Origin of the sequence: Micromonospora sp. NPDC050276 (assembly GCF_044459545.1) — a bacterium.
In the GTDB taxonomy this organism is placed as follows: domain Bacteria; phylum Actinomycetota; class Actinomycetes; order Mycobacteriales; family Micromonosporaceae; genus Micromonospora.
Window position 1 is genome coordinate 88,240 of sequence record NZ_JBITJA010000012.1, and the last position, 13,721, is coordinate 101,960.

Below are 13,721 nucleotides of genomic sequence, written 5' to 3' on the forward strand. Positions count from 1 at the left end.
CCACCGCCGGCCGGGCCTCAACCCAGCTCGGCCAGCGCCGCGAGCAACCGGTCCACCTGGGCCCCTGTGCTGCCCAGGCCGATGCTGGCCCGCAGCGCGGTGGGCGGCAGGTCCCGCCGGCCGGTACGCCCCGCCGCCTCGCTGAGCAGACGTCGGGCCAGCGGGTGGGCGCAGAACAACCCGTCTCGTACGCCGATGTGGTGCTCGGCGGCCAGTCGCGCGGCCACCTCGGCGGAGTCCCAACCGGCGACCACGAACGAGACGATGCCGACCCGGGGCGCGTCCGGGCCGAAGGTGCGCAGCTCGACCACGTGCGGCAGGGCGGCGAGGCCGGTCCGCAGCCGGGCCAGCAGGGCCTGCTCGTGGGCGGCCAGCGCGTCCTGGTCCGCGTCGTCGAGCGCCGCGCACACCGCCGCCAGCGCCACCGCGCCGAGCAGGTTCGGGGTGCCGCCCTCGTGTCGGGCCGGGCCGGTCGCCCAGGTCACGTCATGGGTGGCCGGCCCGACGTGGCTGGTGGCCCCACCGCCGGCCAGGTACGGCGGGGCGGCGTCCAGCCAGTCCGCCCGGCCGATCAGCACGCCCGCACCGAACGGCGCGTACAGCTTGTGGCCGGACACGGCCAGGTAGTCGACGTCCAGCGCGGGTAGGTCGACCGGGGCGTGCGGGGCGAGTTGCGCGGCGTCGAGCACGATCCGGGCACCGTGCCGGTGGGCCACCCGGGCCAGCTCGGCGACCGGCCACCGCTCACCGGTCACGTTGCTCGCACCGGTCACCGCGACCAGCACCGGCAGCGCCGGGTTGCTGCCCCGGCGCAGCTCGGTGAGGGCGGCGGCGAGGTCGCGTACCGCCCCGTCGGGCTCGGTGGGCACCGGCAGCCGTACCGAGCCGCGCGGCCAGGGCAGCAGGTTGGCATGGTGCTCCCCGGCGAACGTGACCACCGTCGTGCCGGCCGGCACGGCCCGCGCCAACAGGTTGAGCGCGTCGGTGGTGTTGCGGGTGAAGATCACGTGATCCTCGGCGCGCGCACCGAAGAAGTCACCGATCGTCTGCCGGGCCTGCTCGTACGCCAGGGTGCAGCGCCGCGACAGCGCGCCCGCTCCGCGATGCACGCTGGCGTACCAGGGCAGCAGCTCGGCCACGGCGTCGGCGGCGGCCCGCGCGCACGGCGCACTGGCCGCGTAGTCCAGGTTGATCTCGCCGGGCACGCCGAGGACGTCGAGCGGCGCGGACGGCGCGGTGGGCAGGGTGGGCAGCGAGGGGACGAGAGTGACGGACACGCCGGAACCTCCGGGGTCAGGGACCCCGGGTGCGGCATCGGGACGGGGTCCGCGCTTGCCCAGCACACCGATCGGGCTGGGCCCGGTCATCACCCGGGGCACCCCACCGCGAACTCGACGAGGGTTGCCGGCCAGCAAGCCGGGGCTTGACGCTGGCGCTCGTGACCTGCGGGCAGCATAGCGGCTACCGATGCGACCGAACCAGCCGGCAGTGGATGGCTACGCTGACCGCATGGACGACACCCCGCCCGGTTCACCGCTGCCGCCGTCGCCCGCGTCGACGCCGCCCGCGCCGACCGCCCCGGCCCAGGGCGAGGCGCCCCGGATGCCGCTGCGCCGACTGGGCTGGCGGCGGTTCCTGGTGCTGGCCGGGGTGGTGCTGCTCATCGCGGCGTGCGCGGTGTTCATGGTCTTCACGCTCGGCCAGTCGCTCGGTGCGCAGGCCCTGCTGATCGGGGTGATCGCCGCCATCCTGCCGGTGCCGGTGCTGGTCGCCTGCTTTCTCTGGCTGGACCGGTACGAACCGGAGCCGCTGAAGTATCTGATCTTCTGCTTCGCCTGGGGGGCGTTCGTCTCCACCGCCGCGTCGCTCACGGTGAACGACTTCGCCGCCAACCGTTTCGCCGACTGGGGCCTGCCGTCCGCGCTCACCGGTGTGCTGGTGGCACCGTTCATCGAAGAGCTGACCAAGGCGCTGGGCCCGATCCTGCTGCTGGTGTTCCGCCGACGCGAGTGGTCCGGGATCACCGACGGCCTGGTCTACTGCGGGCTCGCCGCGGTCGGCTTCGCGATGGTGGAGAACATCCTCTACCTGGGCGGGTTGGGCTACGCGTCCGGTGCCGACCGGTACGGCCCGGCCACCGGCATCCAGCAGGTCATCGCGATCTTCATCCTGCGGATCCTGCTGTTCGGGTTCGCCCATCCCCTTTTCACCTCGATGACCGGTGTCGGGTTGGGCATCGCCTCCCGTACCGCGGACCGGCGCATCCGGGTGCTCGCCCCGATCGCCGGCCTGCTGCTGGCGATGATGCTGCACGGCACGTGGAACCTGCTGCCCACGCTGACCCAGGCCACCGGCGAGGCCATGATCATGCTGTACGGCTTCCTGGGCCTGATGGTGCCGGTCTTCTTCGGCACGGTGGGGCTGGCGCTGTGGTTGCGCGCCTGGGAGGGGCGGCTCACCGAGCGCGTGTTGCCCGACTACGTACGCACCGGCTGGCTCAGCCCACCCGAGGTGGCCGCGCTGAGCAGCCTCGGCAGGCGGCACGCCGCCCGCAGTTGGGCGCGGCGGGTGGCCGGCGACGCCGGGGTGCGGGCGATGCGCGGCTACCAGTCCGCCGCCACCCGGCTGGCCCTGCTGCGTGACGGGACGCTGCGCGGCCTGGACCGCAAGCCCGCCGACCAGGAGCGGACCGCCCGCGAGGAGCGGGAACTGCTGGACGCGATCAGCGCGTACCGGTCGTTCTTCGTCGGTCGGGACCCGCAGGCTCCGGCGGGCGTCTGGGACGGCAGCCGCTACCACCTGCGCTTCCCGGACGGTACGCAGCGTCCGGTGGACGCGCCGGACGAGCCGGTGGTGCCGATCCCGGTGGTGCTGGCACCCGCTCCGGCTCCGGTGGGGTACGCCCCGCCCGGCTGGCCCGGCCCGCGATCGGCGCCGCCCTGGCCGCCGGCGCACCCCTGAGGCGGGCGGTCGCCGGCTGGCGGCTCAGGTCATCAGCGAGGTGAGGAAGTCACCGAGGCCCTGGAACATCGCGATCAGGGCGGCCCCGATCGCCCGGAACATCTGCGCGGCGCCGTCCGGCCGGAAGGCCATGAAGTAGATCAGGAACGCGACACTGCCCCAGGTCAACAGCTTCTTCACGAATACCGGCATCGTCCCTCCCCAGGGCCACGGTCGCCGGATGGCTTCCCGTCGTGCGGCCGGGCAAACGGTGCGGGACGGGGCCTGGTGGCCGGGGGAGGTGCGTCAGAGGTAGAGGCCGGTCGAGTCGTTCTCGATCCGCTCGGCGGCCACGGCGTGCACGTCCCGCTCGCGCAGCAGCACGTATCCGCGGCCGTGCAGCTCGACCTCGGAGCGGTCGTCCGGGTCGAAGAGCACCCGGTCGCCGGAGACGATGGCGCGAACGTTCGGCCCGACGCCGACCGCGGTGGCCCAGGCGAGGCGCTTGCCGACCGCGGCGGTCGCCGGAATGACGATGCCAGCGGTGGAGCGGCGTTCGCCCTCGCTGCCCTCCATTCGCACCAGCACGCGGTCGTGCAGCAGGCGGATCGGCAGGCCGGCGTCGAGATCGTTGTCGGCGGTCACGCCGCAGACGCTACCGTGTGGCCGACGGCGGCCGGGCGGTGGTTACGGCCAAGGCGGTCGGGGCATTGTGTGGCTGAACTGCCCTACGGTGTCGGGAACGGGCGTATGCTGTCCGACCTGTCGCCGTTGGCGGGCCGGGTTTTCTGCCAGGAGGTGCGCTTGAGCCGCTTCGAGCGGATACGCGGGCGGCTTCGCCGCGCCCACCAGTCACGACAGGAGACGACGCGGGCGGATGAGGGCGCTACGAGTGACGCGCTGAACGACGCGTCGGAGGCGGCCCGGGTGGCCTCGCCGGCCGTGCCGGGGCCGACCGCGCCGCCGAACGCCACGGTCTACGGCGCGGAACCTCCGGTGGATCTGCACAGCTCCACCTCCAGTCGGGACGACGCCGACGTTCCGCACGGTTTGCGCATCGCCGCCGCGTGGTGTTGGCGACTGATCGTGATCGGCGTGGTGGCCTGGTCGCTGCTGGTGATCGTCAGCACGGTCAAGATCGTGATCATCCCGCTGGCCATCGCGCTGCTGCTCTCCGCGCTGCTCGCGCCGGCGGTGGGCTGGCTGCTGCGGGCCCGGTTCCCCCGTTCGTTGGCGACGGCGGTGGTGCTGGTCGGCGGCCTGGCCGCGGTGATCGGCACGCTGACGCTGGTGGTCAACGAGTTCATTCGCGGCGTACCGGAGCTGAGCGAGAAGTCGTCGGAGGGCGTCCGGCAGATCCAGAACTGGCTGAAGACGGGCCCGCTGCACCTCTCCGACACCCAGCTCGACCGCTACATCGACGAGGCGCAGGCCTGGATCAACAACAACAACTCGAAGTTCACCAGCGGTGCGCTGAGCACCGCCGCGACGTTGGCCGAGGTGCTGACCGGCACGCTGCTGGTGCTGTTCGCGACGTTCTTCTTCCTGCGCGACGGCAACCGGATCTGGCGCTTCCTGGTCCGGCTGCTGCCGGTGGCCGCCCGGTGGAAGGTCGACGACGCGGGCCGCGCCTCCTGGCACACGCTCGGCGCCTACGTCCGGGCCACCGTGCTGGTCGCCTTCATCGACGCGGTCGGCATCGGCATCTTCCTGGTCATCTTCGACATCCCGTTCGCCTTCCCGCTGGCCGCGTTGGTCTTCCTCGGCGCGTTCATCCCGATCGTCGGTGCGGCGCTCTCCGGCGGCGTGGCGGTGCTGGTGGCCCTCGTCGACAGCGGACCGGTCACCGCGTTGATCATTCTCGGTGCGGTGATTGGCGTGCAGCAGATCGAAGGCCACGTGCTCCAACCGCTGATCATGGGACGGGCGGTCGCCCTCCACCCGCTCGCGGTGATCATCGGCATCGCCGCCGGTGTCGTTCTCGCCGGGATCACCGGCGCGCTGGTTTCCGTGCCGCTCATCGCGGTGCTCAACACCGCGGTCCGCCGGCTTGCCGCCCGACGGGTCCCGGACACCCCGCCCGACGCCGTGGTCGTCGCGTCCCGGGCTCCGTAACCCGCCCGGGGTCAGGACTTGGCGAGGCGTTCCAGGGCGCCGCGGGCCACCTCGGGGCGGGTCGTGTACCAGAACGGGGGCAGCGAGCGGCGCAGGAACGGCCCGTAGCCCCGGGCCGTCTCCAGCCGGGAGTCGAGCACCGCGACCACACCCCGGTCGCCGGTCGCCCGGATCAGCCGGCCCACGCCCTGAGCCAGCCGCACCGCCGCGATCGGCACGCTGACCGCGGCGAAGCCGGAGCCACCGCCCGCGTCCACAGCCGCCGCGCGGGCAGCCGCCAGCGGTTCGTCCGGGCGGGGGAAGGGCAGCCGGTCGATGACGACCAGCTGGCAGGCGTCACCCGGGACGTCCACCCCCTGCCAGAGCGACATCACCCCGAACAGGCAGCTGGCGCGCTCCTCGCGGAAACGACGGACCAGCAGCGGCAGAGCTTCCTCGCCCTGGAGCAGCACCGGCAGGTCGGTCCGCGCCCGCACCAGCTCCGCCGCCTGCTGCGCGGCCCGCCGGGAGGAGAAGAGCCCGAGAGTACGACCACCGAGCGCCCCGACCAGCCCGAGCAGCTCCTCTCCGGCGGCCTCGGGCAGCCCGGAGACGCTGGGGCGGGGGAGGTGCGCGGCGACGTACAGGATGCCCTGCCGGGCGTAGTCGAACGGCGACCCGACGTCGAGTGAGCGCCACCCGGGGCCCTCGGTGGCCGGCACGACAGCGTTCGGCGCCACGTCGCCGGCGAGGCGACGGCCCGGCGTCTCGGCGGCCGGACGACCCGGGCCGGTGCGGGCCGCCAGCGCGGCCGCGGCAGGCGACGGCGGGGCGGGCGGTGGCGCGTCCAGCCCGAGGGCGCGGGCGACCGTGTCGAACCGGCCGCCCAGCGCCAGGGTGGCCGAGGTGGCCACGACGGTGCGTTCGTCGTACAGGTGGGTGGCGAGGGTGCCGGCGACGGACAGCGGCGCGACCACCAGCGCCCGGCGGCTGCCGCTGTCGTTCTTCTCGACCCAGGCCACGTCGTGGTCGGCCTCCTCCAGCAGCCGCTGCGCGGTGGTGGAGAGCTCGTCCAGGGCGGCCTTGGCCTGCTGCTTGCGGACCGGGTCGGGGTCATCGGCCTTGATGTCGCCGATCGCGTCCAGGGCGGTGCGGGTCGCCGCGTCGAGCAGCGTGCACGCCTCCCGCAACGGCGTCGGCAGCCCGGCGGTGATCCGCCCGGCCGGCGCCTCGGCCAGCCCCACGGCGAGGGCGTCGCCGGCGGCGGTGAGCGCCTCGGCGGTCTCCGGCCGCAGCAGCGTACGGGCCCGCCGGGTGGTTCGGTCGATCAGCTCCGGCACCAGCTCCGCCTGCGCCGCGGAGGACACCCGGTCGGCCAGCTCGTGCGCCTCGTCGACGATGAGCAGCTTGTGCGGCGGCACGATGTGCCGGTCGGCGAGCATGTCCACCGCGAGCAGGCTGTGGTTGGTCACCACGATGTCGGCCTCCCGGGCGCGGGCCCGCGACGCCTCGGCGAAGCACTCCTGCCCGAACGGGCAACGGGTCGCGCCGACGCACTCCCGGGCCGGCATCGACACCAGCCGCCAGGCCTGGTCGTCGACGCCCGGGTCCAACTCGTCGCGGTCGCCGGTGGCGGTCTTCTCGGCCCAGGTGCGCAGCCGCTCGATCTGCTTGCCCAACCGGCCCGCCTCACCGAGCCACTTCGTCCCGCCGCCGGGGCGCGCCGCCGGGGCGTCGAAGAGCGTGTCCTCCGGCTCCTCCTCGGTGGAGTTGTCCAGTCGGGCGAGGCAGAGGTAGTGGTGGCGGCCCTTGAGCACGGCGAAGGTGGGCCGACGGCCGAGCACCGGCTCGACCGCGTCGGCGAGCCGGGGTAGGTCGTGGTCGACCAGCTGGGACTGCAGGGCCAGGGTGGCGGTGGAGACCACCACCGGACCGTCCACAGTGAGCGCCGGTGCGAGGTAGGCCAGCGACTTGCCGGTGCCGGTGCCCGCCTGCACGAGCAGGTGCTCGCCGCCGGCCACGCACTCCTCGATCGCCGTGGTCATCTGTAGCTGGCCGGGGCGTTCGGCGCCGCCGGGCACCGCGCCCACCGCCGCCGCCAGCAGCTCGGTGCCACTGGGCCGGGCACCCCGCCGCCGGCTCCCGGCACGGGCCGACGGGGTGGCGGAACCGGTGGCGGTGCGGGGCGGAGTCACCGTGCGACGGTACCCGGCGGTGCCGACACCAGCCGCGCCCATCCGCCGCGTGGCGCGATGCCGACCAGGCGGCGTCTCACCGCCGACGCCGCCCGGTTACGGCCGCGCTACGACGCGTTGGGCCGTATCGGTTAGGGTGCGAATCATGCCGAGCGACATGGTCCGTGTGATCTACCGCAAGTACGACGGCAGCGCCCACCGCGACTACCCGGCCCGCCGGCTCACCGAGGATGATCTCGGCATCTGGCTCGGCGTGCCCGAGGGCACCGAGTCGGTCTACCACGGCCGGCCCTCGGTGGAGAAGATCCCGTTCGTGCTGCTGGTGCCACATCGTGCCTGGTGGACGACCATGTTCAACCCGCCGCCGCGCACCAGCGAGGTCTACTGCGACATCACCACCCCGGCGCACTGGGAGTCCGACGACACCGTCCACCTGATCGACCTGGACCTGGACGTCGTCCGGCGTCGGGCCACCGGCCTGGTGGAGCTGCTCGACGAGGACGAGTTCGCCGAGCACCGGATCCGATTCGGCTATCCGGACGACGTGGTGGCCGAGGCCGAGGCCGCGGCACAACGGCTGTTCGGCGCCCTGGGCGACGGCACCGAGCCGTTCGCCACCGCGTACCGCAAGTGGTTGGCCCTGGTGGTCTGAACGCCGCATGCCCGGTCGGGCCGGCTCACCAGCGCGGCGGCCAACGGTCGTCGACGCCGAGCGGCGGCAGGACGGGGGCTCTCGACGGGCGGAACGGCGGTGGGTGGGCGATGATCCGTGCATGAGCGCACCCCAGCAAGGGCAGATCGTGGCGCCGGACGGCGGTTCGGTACGGGAGCTGCTGCGGGTCACCGCGCCGGTGGATCTCGGCGCGATCGACCCGCGGTCCATGCCCGGCCTGCCGGGACCGGCGGGCAGTGGCGAGCACCGTAAGACCTGGGCGCGGGAGCAGGTGGAGCTGGTCGGTGCGGAGTTGGGCCGGCAGCAGGAGATGCTCTTCGCGATGGCCAAGACCGGGTCGGAGCGGCCGGCGCACCGGGTGCTGCTGGTGCTCCAGGCGATGGACTGCGGCGGCAAGGACGGCACGATCAAGCGGGTCGCCGGTGCGATGAACCCGCTGGGGCTGCACATCCGCTCGTTCGGGCCGCCGACCCGACAGGAGCTGCGGCACGATTTCCTCTGGCGGATCCGCCGGGAGCTGCCGCCGCCCGGGTACGTGGGGATGTTCAACCGTTCGCACTACGAGGACGTGTTGATCGCCCGGGTCGGCTCGCTCGTGCCGGAGGCGACCTGGCGAGCCCGCTATGACGAGATCAACTCTTTCGAGCGGGAGCTGACCGAGGACGGCGTGACCCTGATCAAGGTGATGCTGCACATCTCGTACGCCGAACAGGGCAAGCGCCTGCTGGATCGGCTCACCGACCCGAGCAAGCACTGGAAGTACAACCCCTCGGACATCGACTCCCGGGGGCACTGGGACGACTACCAGGCCGCGTACGCCGAGGCCCTGAGCCGGTGCGGCACGGACGCCGCGCCCTGGTTCGTGGTGCCGGCGGACCGCAAGTGGTATCGGGACTGGGCGGTGGCCCACCTGCTGCGTGAGACGTTCGACACGCTCGATCTGGGGTATCCGGCTGCCGATTTCGACGTGGCGCGGGAGCGGAAGCGCCTGCTGGCTGGGGGAGCGGATGCGGGTGGGGCGGCCGAGATGAACGGCAGGTGAACGAGCGGTGAATGGGGCCTGGCCAGGGGTGGGCCGGCGAATTCACGGTTCGGCCGTTTCCTAGCATTCACCGAGCGGGCGCTCATCGGGCGCCGCCACCCTTCCACCGACGCGACGAGGTCTGTGCTGTGAAGTTTTCCTTCCGCCCCACCGAGGGCGCCTTCTACGAGCTCTTCACCAGGGCCGCGCAGAACCTGGTCCGCGGCACCGAACTGTTGAACGAGCTGGCCCTCCCCGGCGTGGACGTGCAGTCCGTCAGCGAGCGGCTGACCGAGGTCGAGCACGACAGCGACCAGATCACCCACGAGCTGTACAAGAAGATCAACTCGACCTTCATCACCCCGTTCGACCGGGAGGACATCTACCGGCTCGGCTCGCTGCTGGACGACGTGATGGACCACCTGGAGGCGGTCGGCGACCTGCTCTACCTGTACGGGCTGACCGAGCTTCCGGCGCTGCCCCGCGAGTTGCACGAGATGGTCAACGTGCTCGACCAGCAGGCCAAGCTGACCGCGGACGCGATGCCCCGGCTGAAGTCGATGAAGGATCTCGAGGACTACTGGATCGAGTGCAACCGGCTGGAGAACGAGGGCGACCGGATCAACCGGCAGCTGCTCGTCCGCCTCTTCTCCGGTGAGTACGACGCGCTGACGGTGCTGAAGATGAAGGAGGTCGCCGACGAGCTGGAGGCCGCCTGCGACGCCTTCGAGCACGTGGCCAACACCGTCGAGACCATCGCGGTCAAGGAGTCCTGATCCTGTGACCGTGACACCCGAACTCATCGCCGTGCTGGCGGTGATCGGGGTAGCCCTGGCGTTCGACTACACCAACGGCTTCCACGACGCCGCCAACGCGATCGCGACAAGCGTCTCCACCCGGGCGCTGACACCCCGGATCGCCCTCGGGCTCGCCGCGGTCGGCAACTTCGTCGGCGCCCACTTCGGCGCCGGCGTGGCCAAGACCGTCGGCGACGGCCTGGTCACCCTGCCGACCGGGGTGAGCAGCCTCGGGGTGGTCTTCGCCGGGGTGCTCGGGGCGATCGCCTGGAACCTGATCACCTGGTACTTCGGTCTGCCCTCGTCGTCCTCGCACGCGCTCTTCGGCGGCCTGGTCGGCGCGACCCTGCTGTCCACCGGCGGCATCGTGCAGTGGGTCAACATCGGCGAGAAGGTGCTGCTGCCGATGGTGCTCTCGCCGATCGTCGGCCTGACCCTCGGCTACCTGCTGATGCTGGCCATCCTCTGGCTGTTCCGGAAGGGGCAGCCGGGCAAGCTCAACCGGGGCTTCCGCTGGGCGCAGACCGTCTCGGCGGCCGCCATGTCGGTCGGCCACGGCATGCAGGACGCCGCCAAGACCATGGGCATCGTGGTGCTGGCGCTCTACACCGGTGGCTTCCAGGAGAGCAAGACGCACATCCCGGGCTGGGTGTTCTGGACCTCGGCGACGATGCTGGCCCTCGGCACGTACGCCGGCGGTTGGCGGATCATCCGCACTCTCGGTCGCAAGATCATCGACTTGGGGCCGCCGGAGGGCTTCGCCGCCGAAACCGTCGCCAGCGCGGTGCTCTACTTCAACGCCCTGGTGCTGAAGGCGCCGATCTCCACCACCCACACCATCACCTCGGCGATCATGGGGGTGGGCGCGACCAAGCGGCTCTCCGCGGTTCGCTGGAACGTCGCCGGCAACATCGTGCTCGCCTGGATCATCACGTTCCCGGCCGCCGCACTGATCGCCTGCGTCACGTACCTGCTGGTCCGGCCGCTCTTCGGCTGAGTTTCTGGAAGGGCCCCCGGCCACGGTCTCGCCGTGGCCGGGGGCCCTTCCGCTGTTCAGACGTAGCGCACGCCGATCTGCTCGCGGACCGTGTCCAGCAGGGTCATCACCTCAAGGGTGGTGGCATGCGGCACCACCGGGCTCTCGGTCAGGCCGGCGGCCAGGCAGCGCTGCACCTCGATCGCCTCGTACTGGTAGCCGTTGCCGGCCCCGTCGGCGACGATCGTCTCCGGCTCCGCGCCGGCCCGGTGCACAGTCACCGAACCCGGCCGGAAGAACGGCTCGGGCAGGTCGATCCGTCCCGTGGTGCCGGTGATCGAGGCGGTCTGCCCGCTCAACCCGACCATGCCGCAGCTCAGGGTCGCCAGCGCGCCGCTGTCGTAGCCGAACAGCATGCCGGTGTTCTCGTCCGTCCCCTCCGGGCCGAGCTGCGCCCAGGACCGGATGTGCTGCGGCACCCCGAGCAGCAGGTGAGCCAGGCTGATCGGGTAGATCCCCAGGTCGAGCAGGGCACCCCCACCCAGCGCCGCGTTGCGCATCCGATGCTCCGGAGCGAACGGCCCGGCCACCCCGAAGTCGGCCCGGACGCCGGTCACCGTGCCGATCGCCCCCTCCGCGATCAGCTCAACCACCCGCAGGATCAGCGGATTCAGTCGCATCCACATGGCCTCCATCAGGAAGACCCCGGCGGCGCGGGCGGTCTCCACCAACTCGGTACTGGTGGCCAGGTCCAGGGTGAACGGCTTCTCCAGCAGCACCGCCCGCCCGGCGGTGAGGCAGGTCATCGCCGCCTCGTAGTGCGCGGAGTGCGGGGTCGCCACGTAGATCGCGTCCAGCTCCGGGTCGGCGGCCAGCTCCACCCAGGAGCCGTAGGCGCGTTTCGCGCCGTACGTGTCGGCGAAGCGCTGCGCGCTGTCGAAGGCGCGGGAGCCGACCGCTACCAACTCGGCGTCCGGCACCAGCCGGAGGTCTTCGGCGAAACGGCTGGCGATGTGGCCGGTGGCCAGGATGCCCCAACGAGTCATGCCGGAACGCTAGCCGAGTCAGGTGAACCACCCGCTGCCCGGCCCGCTCCCGCTGCCCGCCCGGGTGCCCGGCGTCGCTGCCGTGGACCCGGTGGGTACCACACCGGGGAACTAGGCTCGCGGCATGACGATCGACAGTGCCGGCTTCGCCGCCCCGGCCGCCCTGGTCGAGCACGCCCGCCGGTTCCAGGCCGAGGGCGGCACCCCGGCCACGCCGCGGGTCGCCGCCACCGTGTTGCTGCTGCGTCCGACCGGCGCCGACTTCGAGGTGTACGTCATCCGCCGGGTCGCCGCGATGACCTTCGGCGGGATGTACGCCTTCCCCGGCGGCGGGGTGGACCGCTCCGACTCGGAGGCGCACCTGGACTGGGCCGGCCCGACCCCGGGCGAGTGGGCGGACCGGCTCGGCGTGGCTCCGGACGCCGCGCAGGCGGTGGTCTGCGCGGCCGCGCGGGAGGTCTTCGAGGAGGCCGGCGTACTGCTCGCCGGCCCGAACCGGCAGACCGTGGTGGGCGACGTCAGCGACGACGACTGGGAGGCGGCCCGGCAGGACCTGGAGGGGCGCCGGCTGGGCTTCGCGGCACTGCTCGCCGACCGTCAGCTCACCCTTCGATCGGACCTGCTGCTGCCGTGGAGCCGGTGGATCACTCCTGAGTTCGAGCCGCGCCGCTTCGACACGTACTTCTTCATTGCTCTGCTGCCGGCGGGGCAGCGGACCCGCGACGTCTCCGGCGAGGCCGACCACACGCTGTGGATCCGGCCGGCGGACGCGCTGGCCCGCGCGCAGGCCGGCGAGCTGACCATGCTGCCACCGACCCTGGTCACGCTGGCCCAGGTGGCGGCGGCCGGTGACCTGGCCGGGGTGGCGCGGGCGGCGGCCGACCGGGACGCCGCCACCCCGGTCACCCCGCGTCTGGATCTGCCCCCGGACGGCGAACCCCGTTTCGTCCTGGCCTGACCGCGGCCCGCTCCTGCCGAGACCACGCGAGAAGATCGCGCCGATCTTGCAGTTTCAGTTGTCGATATGGGTGGGATGCCCCTTGCGTCCGGACAGCAAGTGCTAGATCGCGGAGTTGGGGGCAGTGTGGGTCCGGCGATCATGGGGTTGTGGCGCCTGGTTTGGGGCTTTTTCGGGTGTTTCATTACCCACCACAACTCCATGATCGGCGAGGTAGTGCCGGTGACCGGACCTGGTCGGCTCAGCCGAAGCGGCCGGTGATGTAGTCCTCGGTCTTCTTCACGCTCGGGTTGCTGAAGATCTTCTGGGTGTTGTCGTACTCGATCAACCGGCCCGGGTCGCCGGTCTTCTCGATCGAGAAGAAGGCGGTCCGGTCCGACACCCGAGCGGCCTGCTGCATGTTGTGGGTCACGATGATGATCGTGAACTTGTCCTTGAGCTGGAACATCAGGTCCTCGATCGCCAGCGTGGAGATCGGGTCCAGGGCCGAGCACGGCTCGTCCATCAGGACGACCTGCGGCTCGACCGCGATGGTCCTGGCGATGCAGAGCCGCTGCTGCTGACCGCCCGAGAGGCCCGCGCCGGGCTTGCTCAGCCGGTCCTTGACCTCGCCCCACAGGTTCGCCGCGCGCAGGGCCTTCTCGGCCGCGTCCTCCAGGATCGACTTCTTGCGGACCCCGTTGAGCTTCAGCCCGGCCACCACGTTCTCGAAGATGCTCATGGTGGGGAACGGGTTCGGCCGCTGGAAGACCATGCCGATCGTGCGCCGGACCGCGGTGACGTCCACGTCCCGGTCGTAGATGTCCTGGTCGTCGATGGTCAGGCTGCCCTCGACCCGGGCACCCGGCAGCACCTCGTGCATCCGGTTGATCGACCGCAGGAACGTCGACTTGCCGCAACCGGACGGCCCGATGAGGGCGGTGACCGTCTTCGGCTCGACCGTCAGGTTGATGTTCTCGATCGCCTTGAAGCCGCCGTAGTACGCGGTGACGTTCGAGGCGGAGACGCGCTTGGCCATGGT

Annotated in this window: 13 protein-coding genes and 1 riboswitch; of the genes, 7 read left to right on the plus strand and 6 right to left on the minus strand. The window is 72.1% G+C overall.

Annotated features, from left to right (window positions below; translation table 11 throughout):
* Positions 1–17: 17 nt before the first annotated feature.
* Positions 18–1,277 carry an aminotransferase class V-fold PLP-dependent enzyme gene (locus tag ACIBF8_RS24505; protein ID WP_396785902.1) on the minus strand — a complete coding sequence of 420 codons (1,260 nt, stop codon included), beginning with the start codon at positions 1,275–1,277 and terminating at the stop codon, positions 18–20.
* Between the two features lie 46 nt (positions 1,278–1,323).
* Positions 1,324–1,444, minus strand: a riboswitch (SAM riboswitch).
* 23 nt (positions 1,445–1,467) lie between these two features.
* On the opposite strand from ACIBF8_RS24505, the gene ACIBF8_RS24510 reads away from it, so the two are divergent.
* Positions 1,468–2,961, plus strand: a complete 1,494-nt coding sequence (locus ACIBF8_RS24510; protein WP_396785904.1) for a PrsW family intramembrane metalloprotease — start codon at positions 1,468–1,470, stop codon at positions 2,959–2,961.
* A gap of 24 nt (positions 2,962–2,985) precedes the next feature.
* Here the strand turns inward: ACIBF8_RS24510 and ACIBF8_RS24515 are convergent, their stop codons facing one another.
* On the minus strand, positions 2,986–3,153 hold the full coding sequence (locus ACIBF8_RS24515; RefSeq protein WP_167337262.1) for a hypothetical protein: 168 nt from the start codon (positions 3,151–3,153) through the stop codon (positions 2,986–2,988).
* 93 nt (positions 3,154–3,246) lie between these two features.
* A complete protein-coding gene (locus tag ACIBF8_RS24520; RefSeq protein ID WP_030327790.1) occupies positions 3,247–3,585 on the minus strand; it encodes a co-chaperone GroES in 339 nt (112 codons plus the stop codon).
* A gap of 105 nt (positions 3,586–3,690) precedes the next feature.
* On the opposite strand from ACIBF8_RS24520, the gene ACIBF8_RS24525 reads away from it, so the two are divergent.
* On the plus strand, positions 3,691–5,055 hold the full coding sequence (locus tag ACIBF8_RS24525; protein WP_396785905.1) for an AI-2E family transporter: 1,365 nt from the start codon (positions 3,691–3,693) through the stop codon (positions 5,053–5,055).
* 11 nt (positions 5,056–5,066) lie between these two features.
* Here the strand turns inward: ACIBF8_RS24525 and ACIBF8_RS24530 are convergent, their stop codons facing one another.
* Positions 5,067–7,271 (minus strand): ATP-dependent DNA helicase, encoded by a 2,205-nt coding sequence (locus ACIBF8_RS24530; RefSeq protein ID WP_396785906.1) that lies wholly within the window; start codon positions 7,269–7,271, stop codon positions 5,067–5,069.
* A 103-nt stretch (positions 7,272–7,374) separates the two neighbouring features.
* Here ACIBF8_RS24530 and ACIBF8_RS24535 point away from each other — a divergent pair, with 103 nt between their 5' ends.
* The 4 genes from ACIBF8_RS24535 to ACIBF8_RS24550 all read left to right on the plus strand — a co-directional run bounded on the left by ACIBF8_RS24535 (position 7,375) and on the right by ACIBF8_RS24550 (position 10,717).
* The gene (locus ACIBF8_RS24535) at positions 7,375–7,881 is read left to right on the plus strand and encodes a DUF402 domain-containing protein (protein WP_396785907.1); all 507 of its coding nucleotides are present in this window, start codon (positions 7,375–7,377) and stop codon (positions 7,879–7,881) included.
* 121 nt (positions 7,882–8,002) lie between these two features.
* Positions 8,003–8,944 carry a PPK2 family polyphosphate kinase gene (locus ACIBF8_RS24540; RefSeq protein ID WP_396785908.1) on the plus strand — a complete coding sequence of 314 codons (942 nt, stop codon included), beginning with the start codon at positions 8,003–8,005 and terminating at the stop codon, positions 8,942–8,944.
* 128 nt (positions 8,945–9,072) lie between these two features.
* Entirely contained in the window at positions 9,073–9,699 is a 627-nt protein-coding gene (locus ACIBF8_RS24545; protein WP_121653529.1) for a DUF47 domain-containing protein, read from the plus strand.
* 10 nt (positions 9,700–9,709) lie between these two features.
* Positions 9,710–10,717 (plus strand): anion permease, encoded by a 1,008-nt coding sequence (locus ACIBF8_RS24550; protein ID WP_396785909.1) that lies wholly within the window; start codon positions 9,710–9,712, stop codon positions 10,715–10,717.
* A gap of 56 nt (positions 10,718–10,773) precedes the next feature.
* Here the strand turns inward: ACIBF8_RS24550 and ACIBF8_RS24555 are convergent, their stop codons facing one another.
* Positions 10,774–11,742: a Gfo/Idh/MocA family protein gene (locus ACIBF8_RS24555; RefSeq protein ID WP_396785911.1), complete on the minus strand. Its 969-nt coding sequence runs from the start codon at positions 11,740–11,742 to the stop codon at positions 10,774–10,776.
* A 124-nt stretch (positions 11,743–11,866) separates the two neighbouring features.
* Between ACIBF8_RS24555 and ACIBF8_RS24560 the strand changes: the two genes are divergently transcribed.
* Complete coding sequence (locus tag ACIBF8_RS24560; protein ID WP_396785913.1) at positions 11,867–12,700, plus strand: NUDIX hydrolase; 834 nt, start codon at positions 11,867–11,869, stop codon at positions 12,698–12,700.
* 241 nt (positions 12,701–12,941) lie between these two features.
* On the opposite strand, the gene pstB is transcribed toward ACIBF8_RS24560, so the two are convergent.
* Entirely contained in the window at positions 12,942–13,718 is a 777-nt protein-coding gene (gene pstB, locus ACIBF8_RS24565; RefSeq protein ID WP_396786032.1) for a phosphate ABC transporter ATP-binding protein PstB, read from the minus strand.
* Positions 13,719–13,721 lie beyond the last annotated feature (3 nt).

Coding starts and splice junctions, on each gene's coding strand:
- ACIBF8_RS24530 (WP_396785906.1), bottom strand. CDS start 7,271: ATGGGCGCGGCTGGTGTCGGCACCGCCGGGTACCGTCGCACGGTGACT.
- ACIBF8_RS24515 (WP_167337262.1), bottom strand. CDS start 3,153: ATGCCGGTATTCGTGAAGAAGCTGTTGACCTGGGGCAGTGTCGCGTTC.
- ACIBF8_RS24555 (WP_396785911.1), bottom strand. CDS start 11,742: ATGACTCGTTGGGGCATCCTGGCCACCGGCCACATCGCCAGCCGTTTC.
- ACIBF8_RS24535 (WP_396785907.1), top strand. CDS start 7,375: ATGCCGAGCGACATGGTCCGTGTGATCTACCGCAAGTACGACGGCAGC.
- ACIBF8_RS24510 (WP_396785904.1), top strand. CDS start 1,468: ATGCGACCGAACCAGCCGGCAGTGGATGGCTACGCTGACCGCATGGAC.
- ACIBF8_RS24560 (WP_396785913.1), top strand. CDS start 11,867: ATGACGATCGACAGTGCCGGCTTCGCCGCCCCGGCCGCCCTGGTCGAG.
- ACIBF8_RS24525 (WP_396785905.1), top strand. CDS start 3,691: ATGCTGTCCGACCTGTCGCCGTTGGCGGGCCGGGTTTTCTGCCAGGAG.
- ACIBF8_RS24540 (WP_396785908.1), top strand. CDS start 8,003: ATGAGCGCACCCCAGCAAGGGCAGATCGTGGCGCCGGACGGCGGTTCG.
- pstB (WP_396786032.1), bottom strand. CDS start 13,718: ATGGCCAAGCGCGTCTCCGCCTCGAACGTCACCGCGTACTACGGCGGC.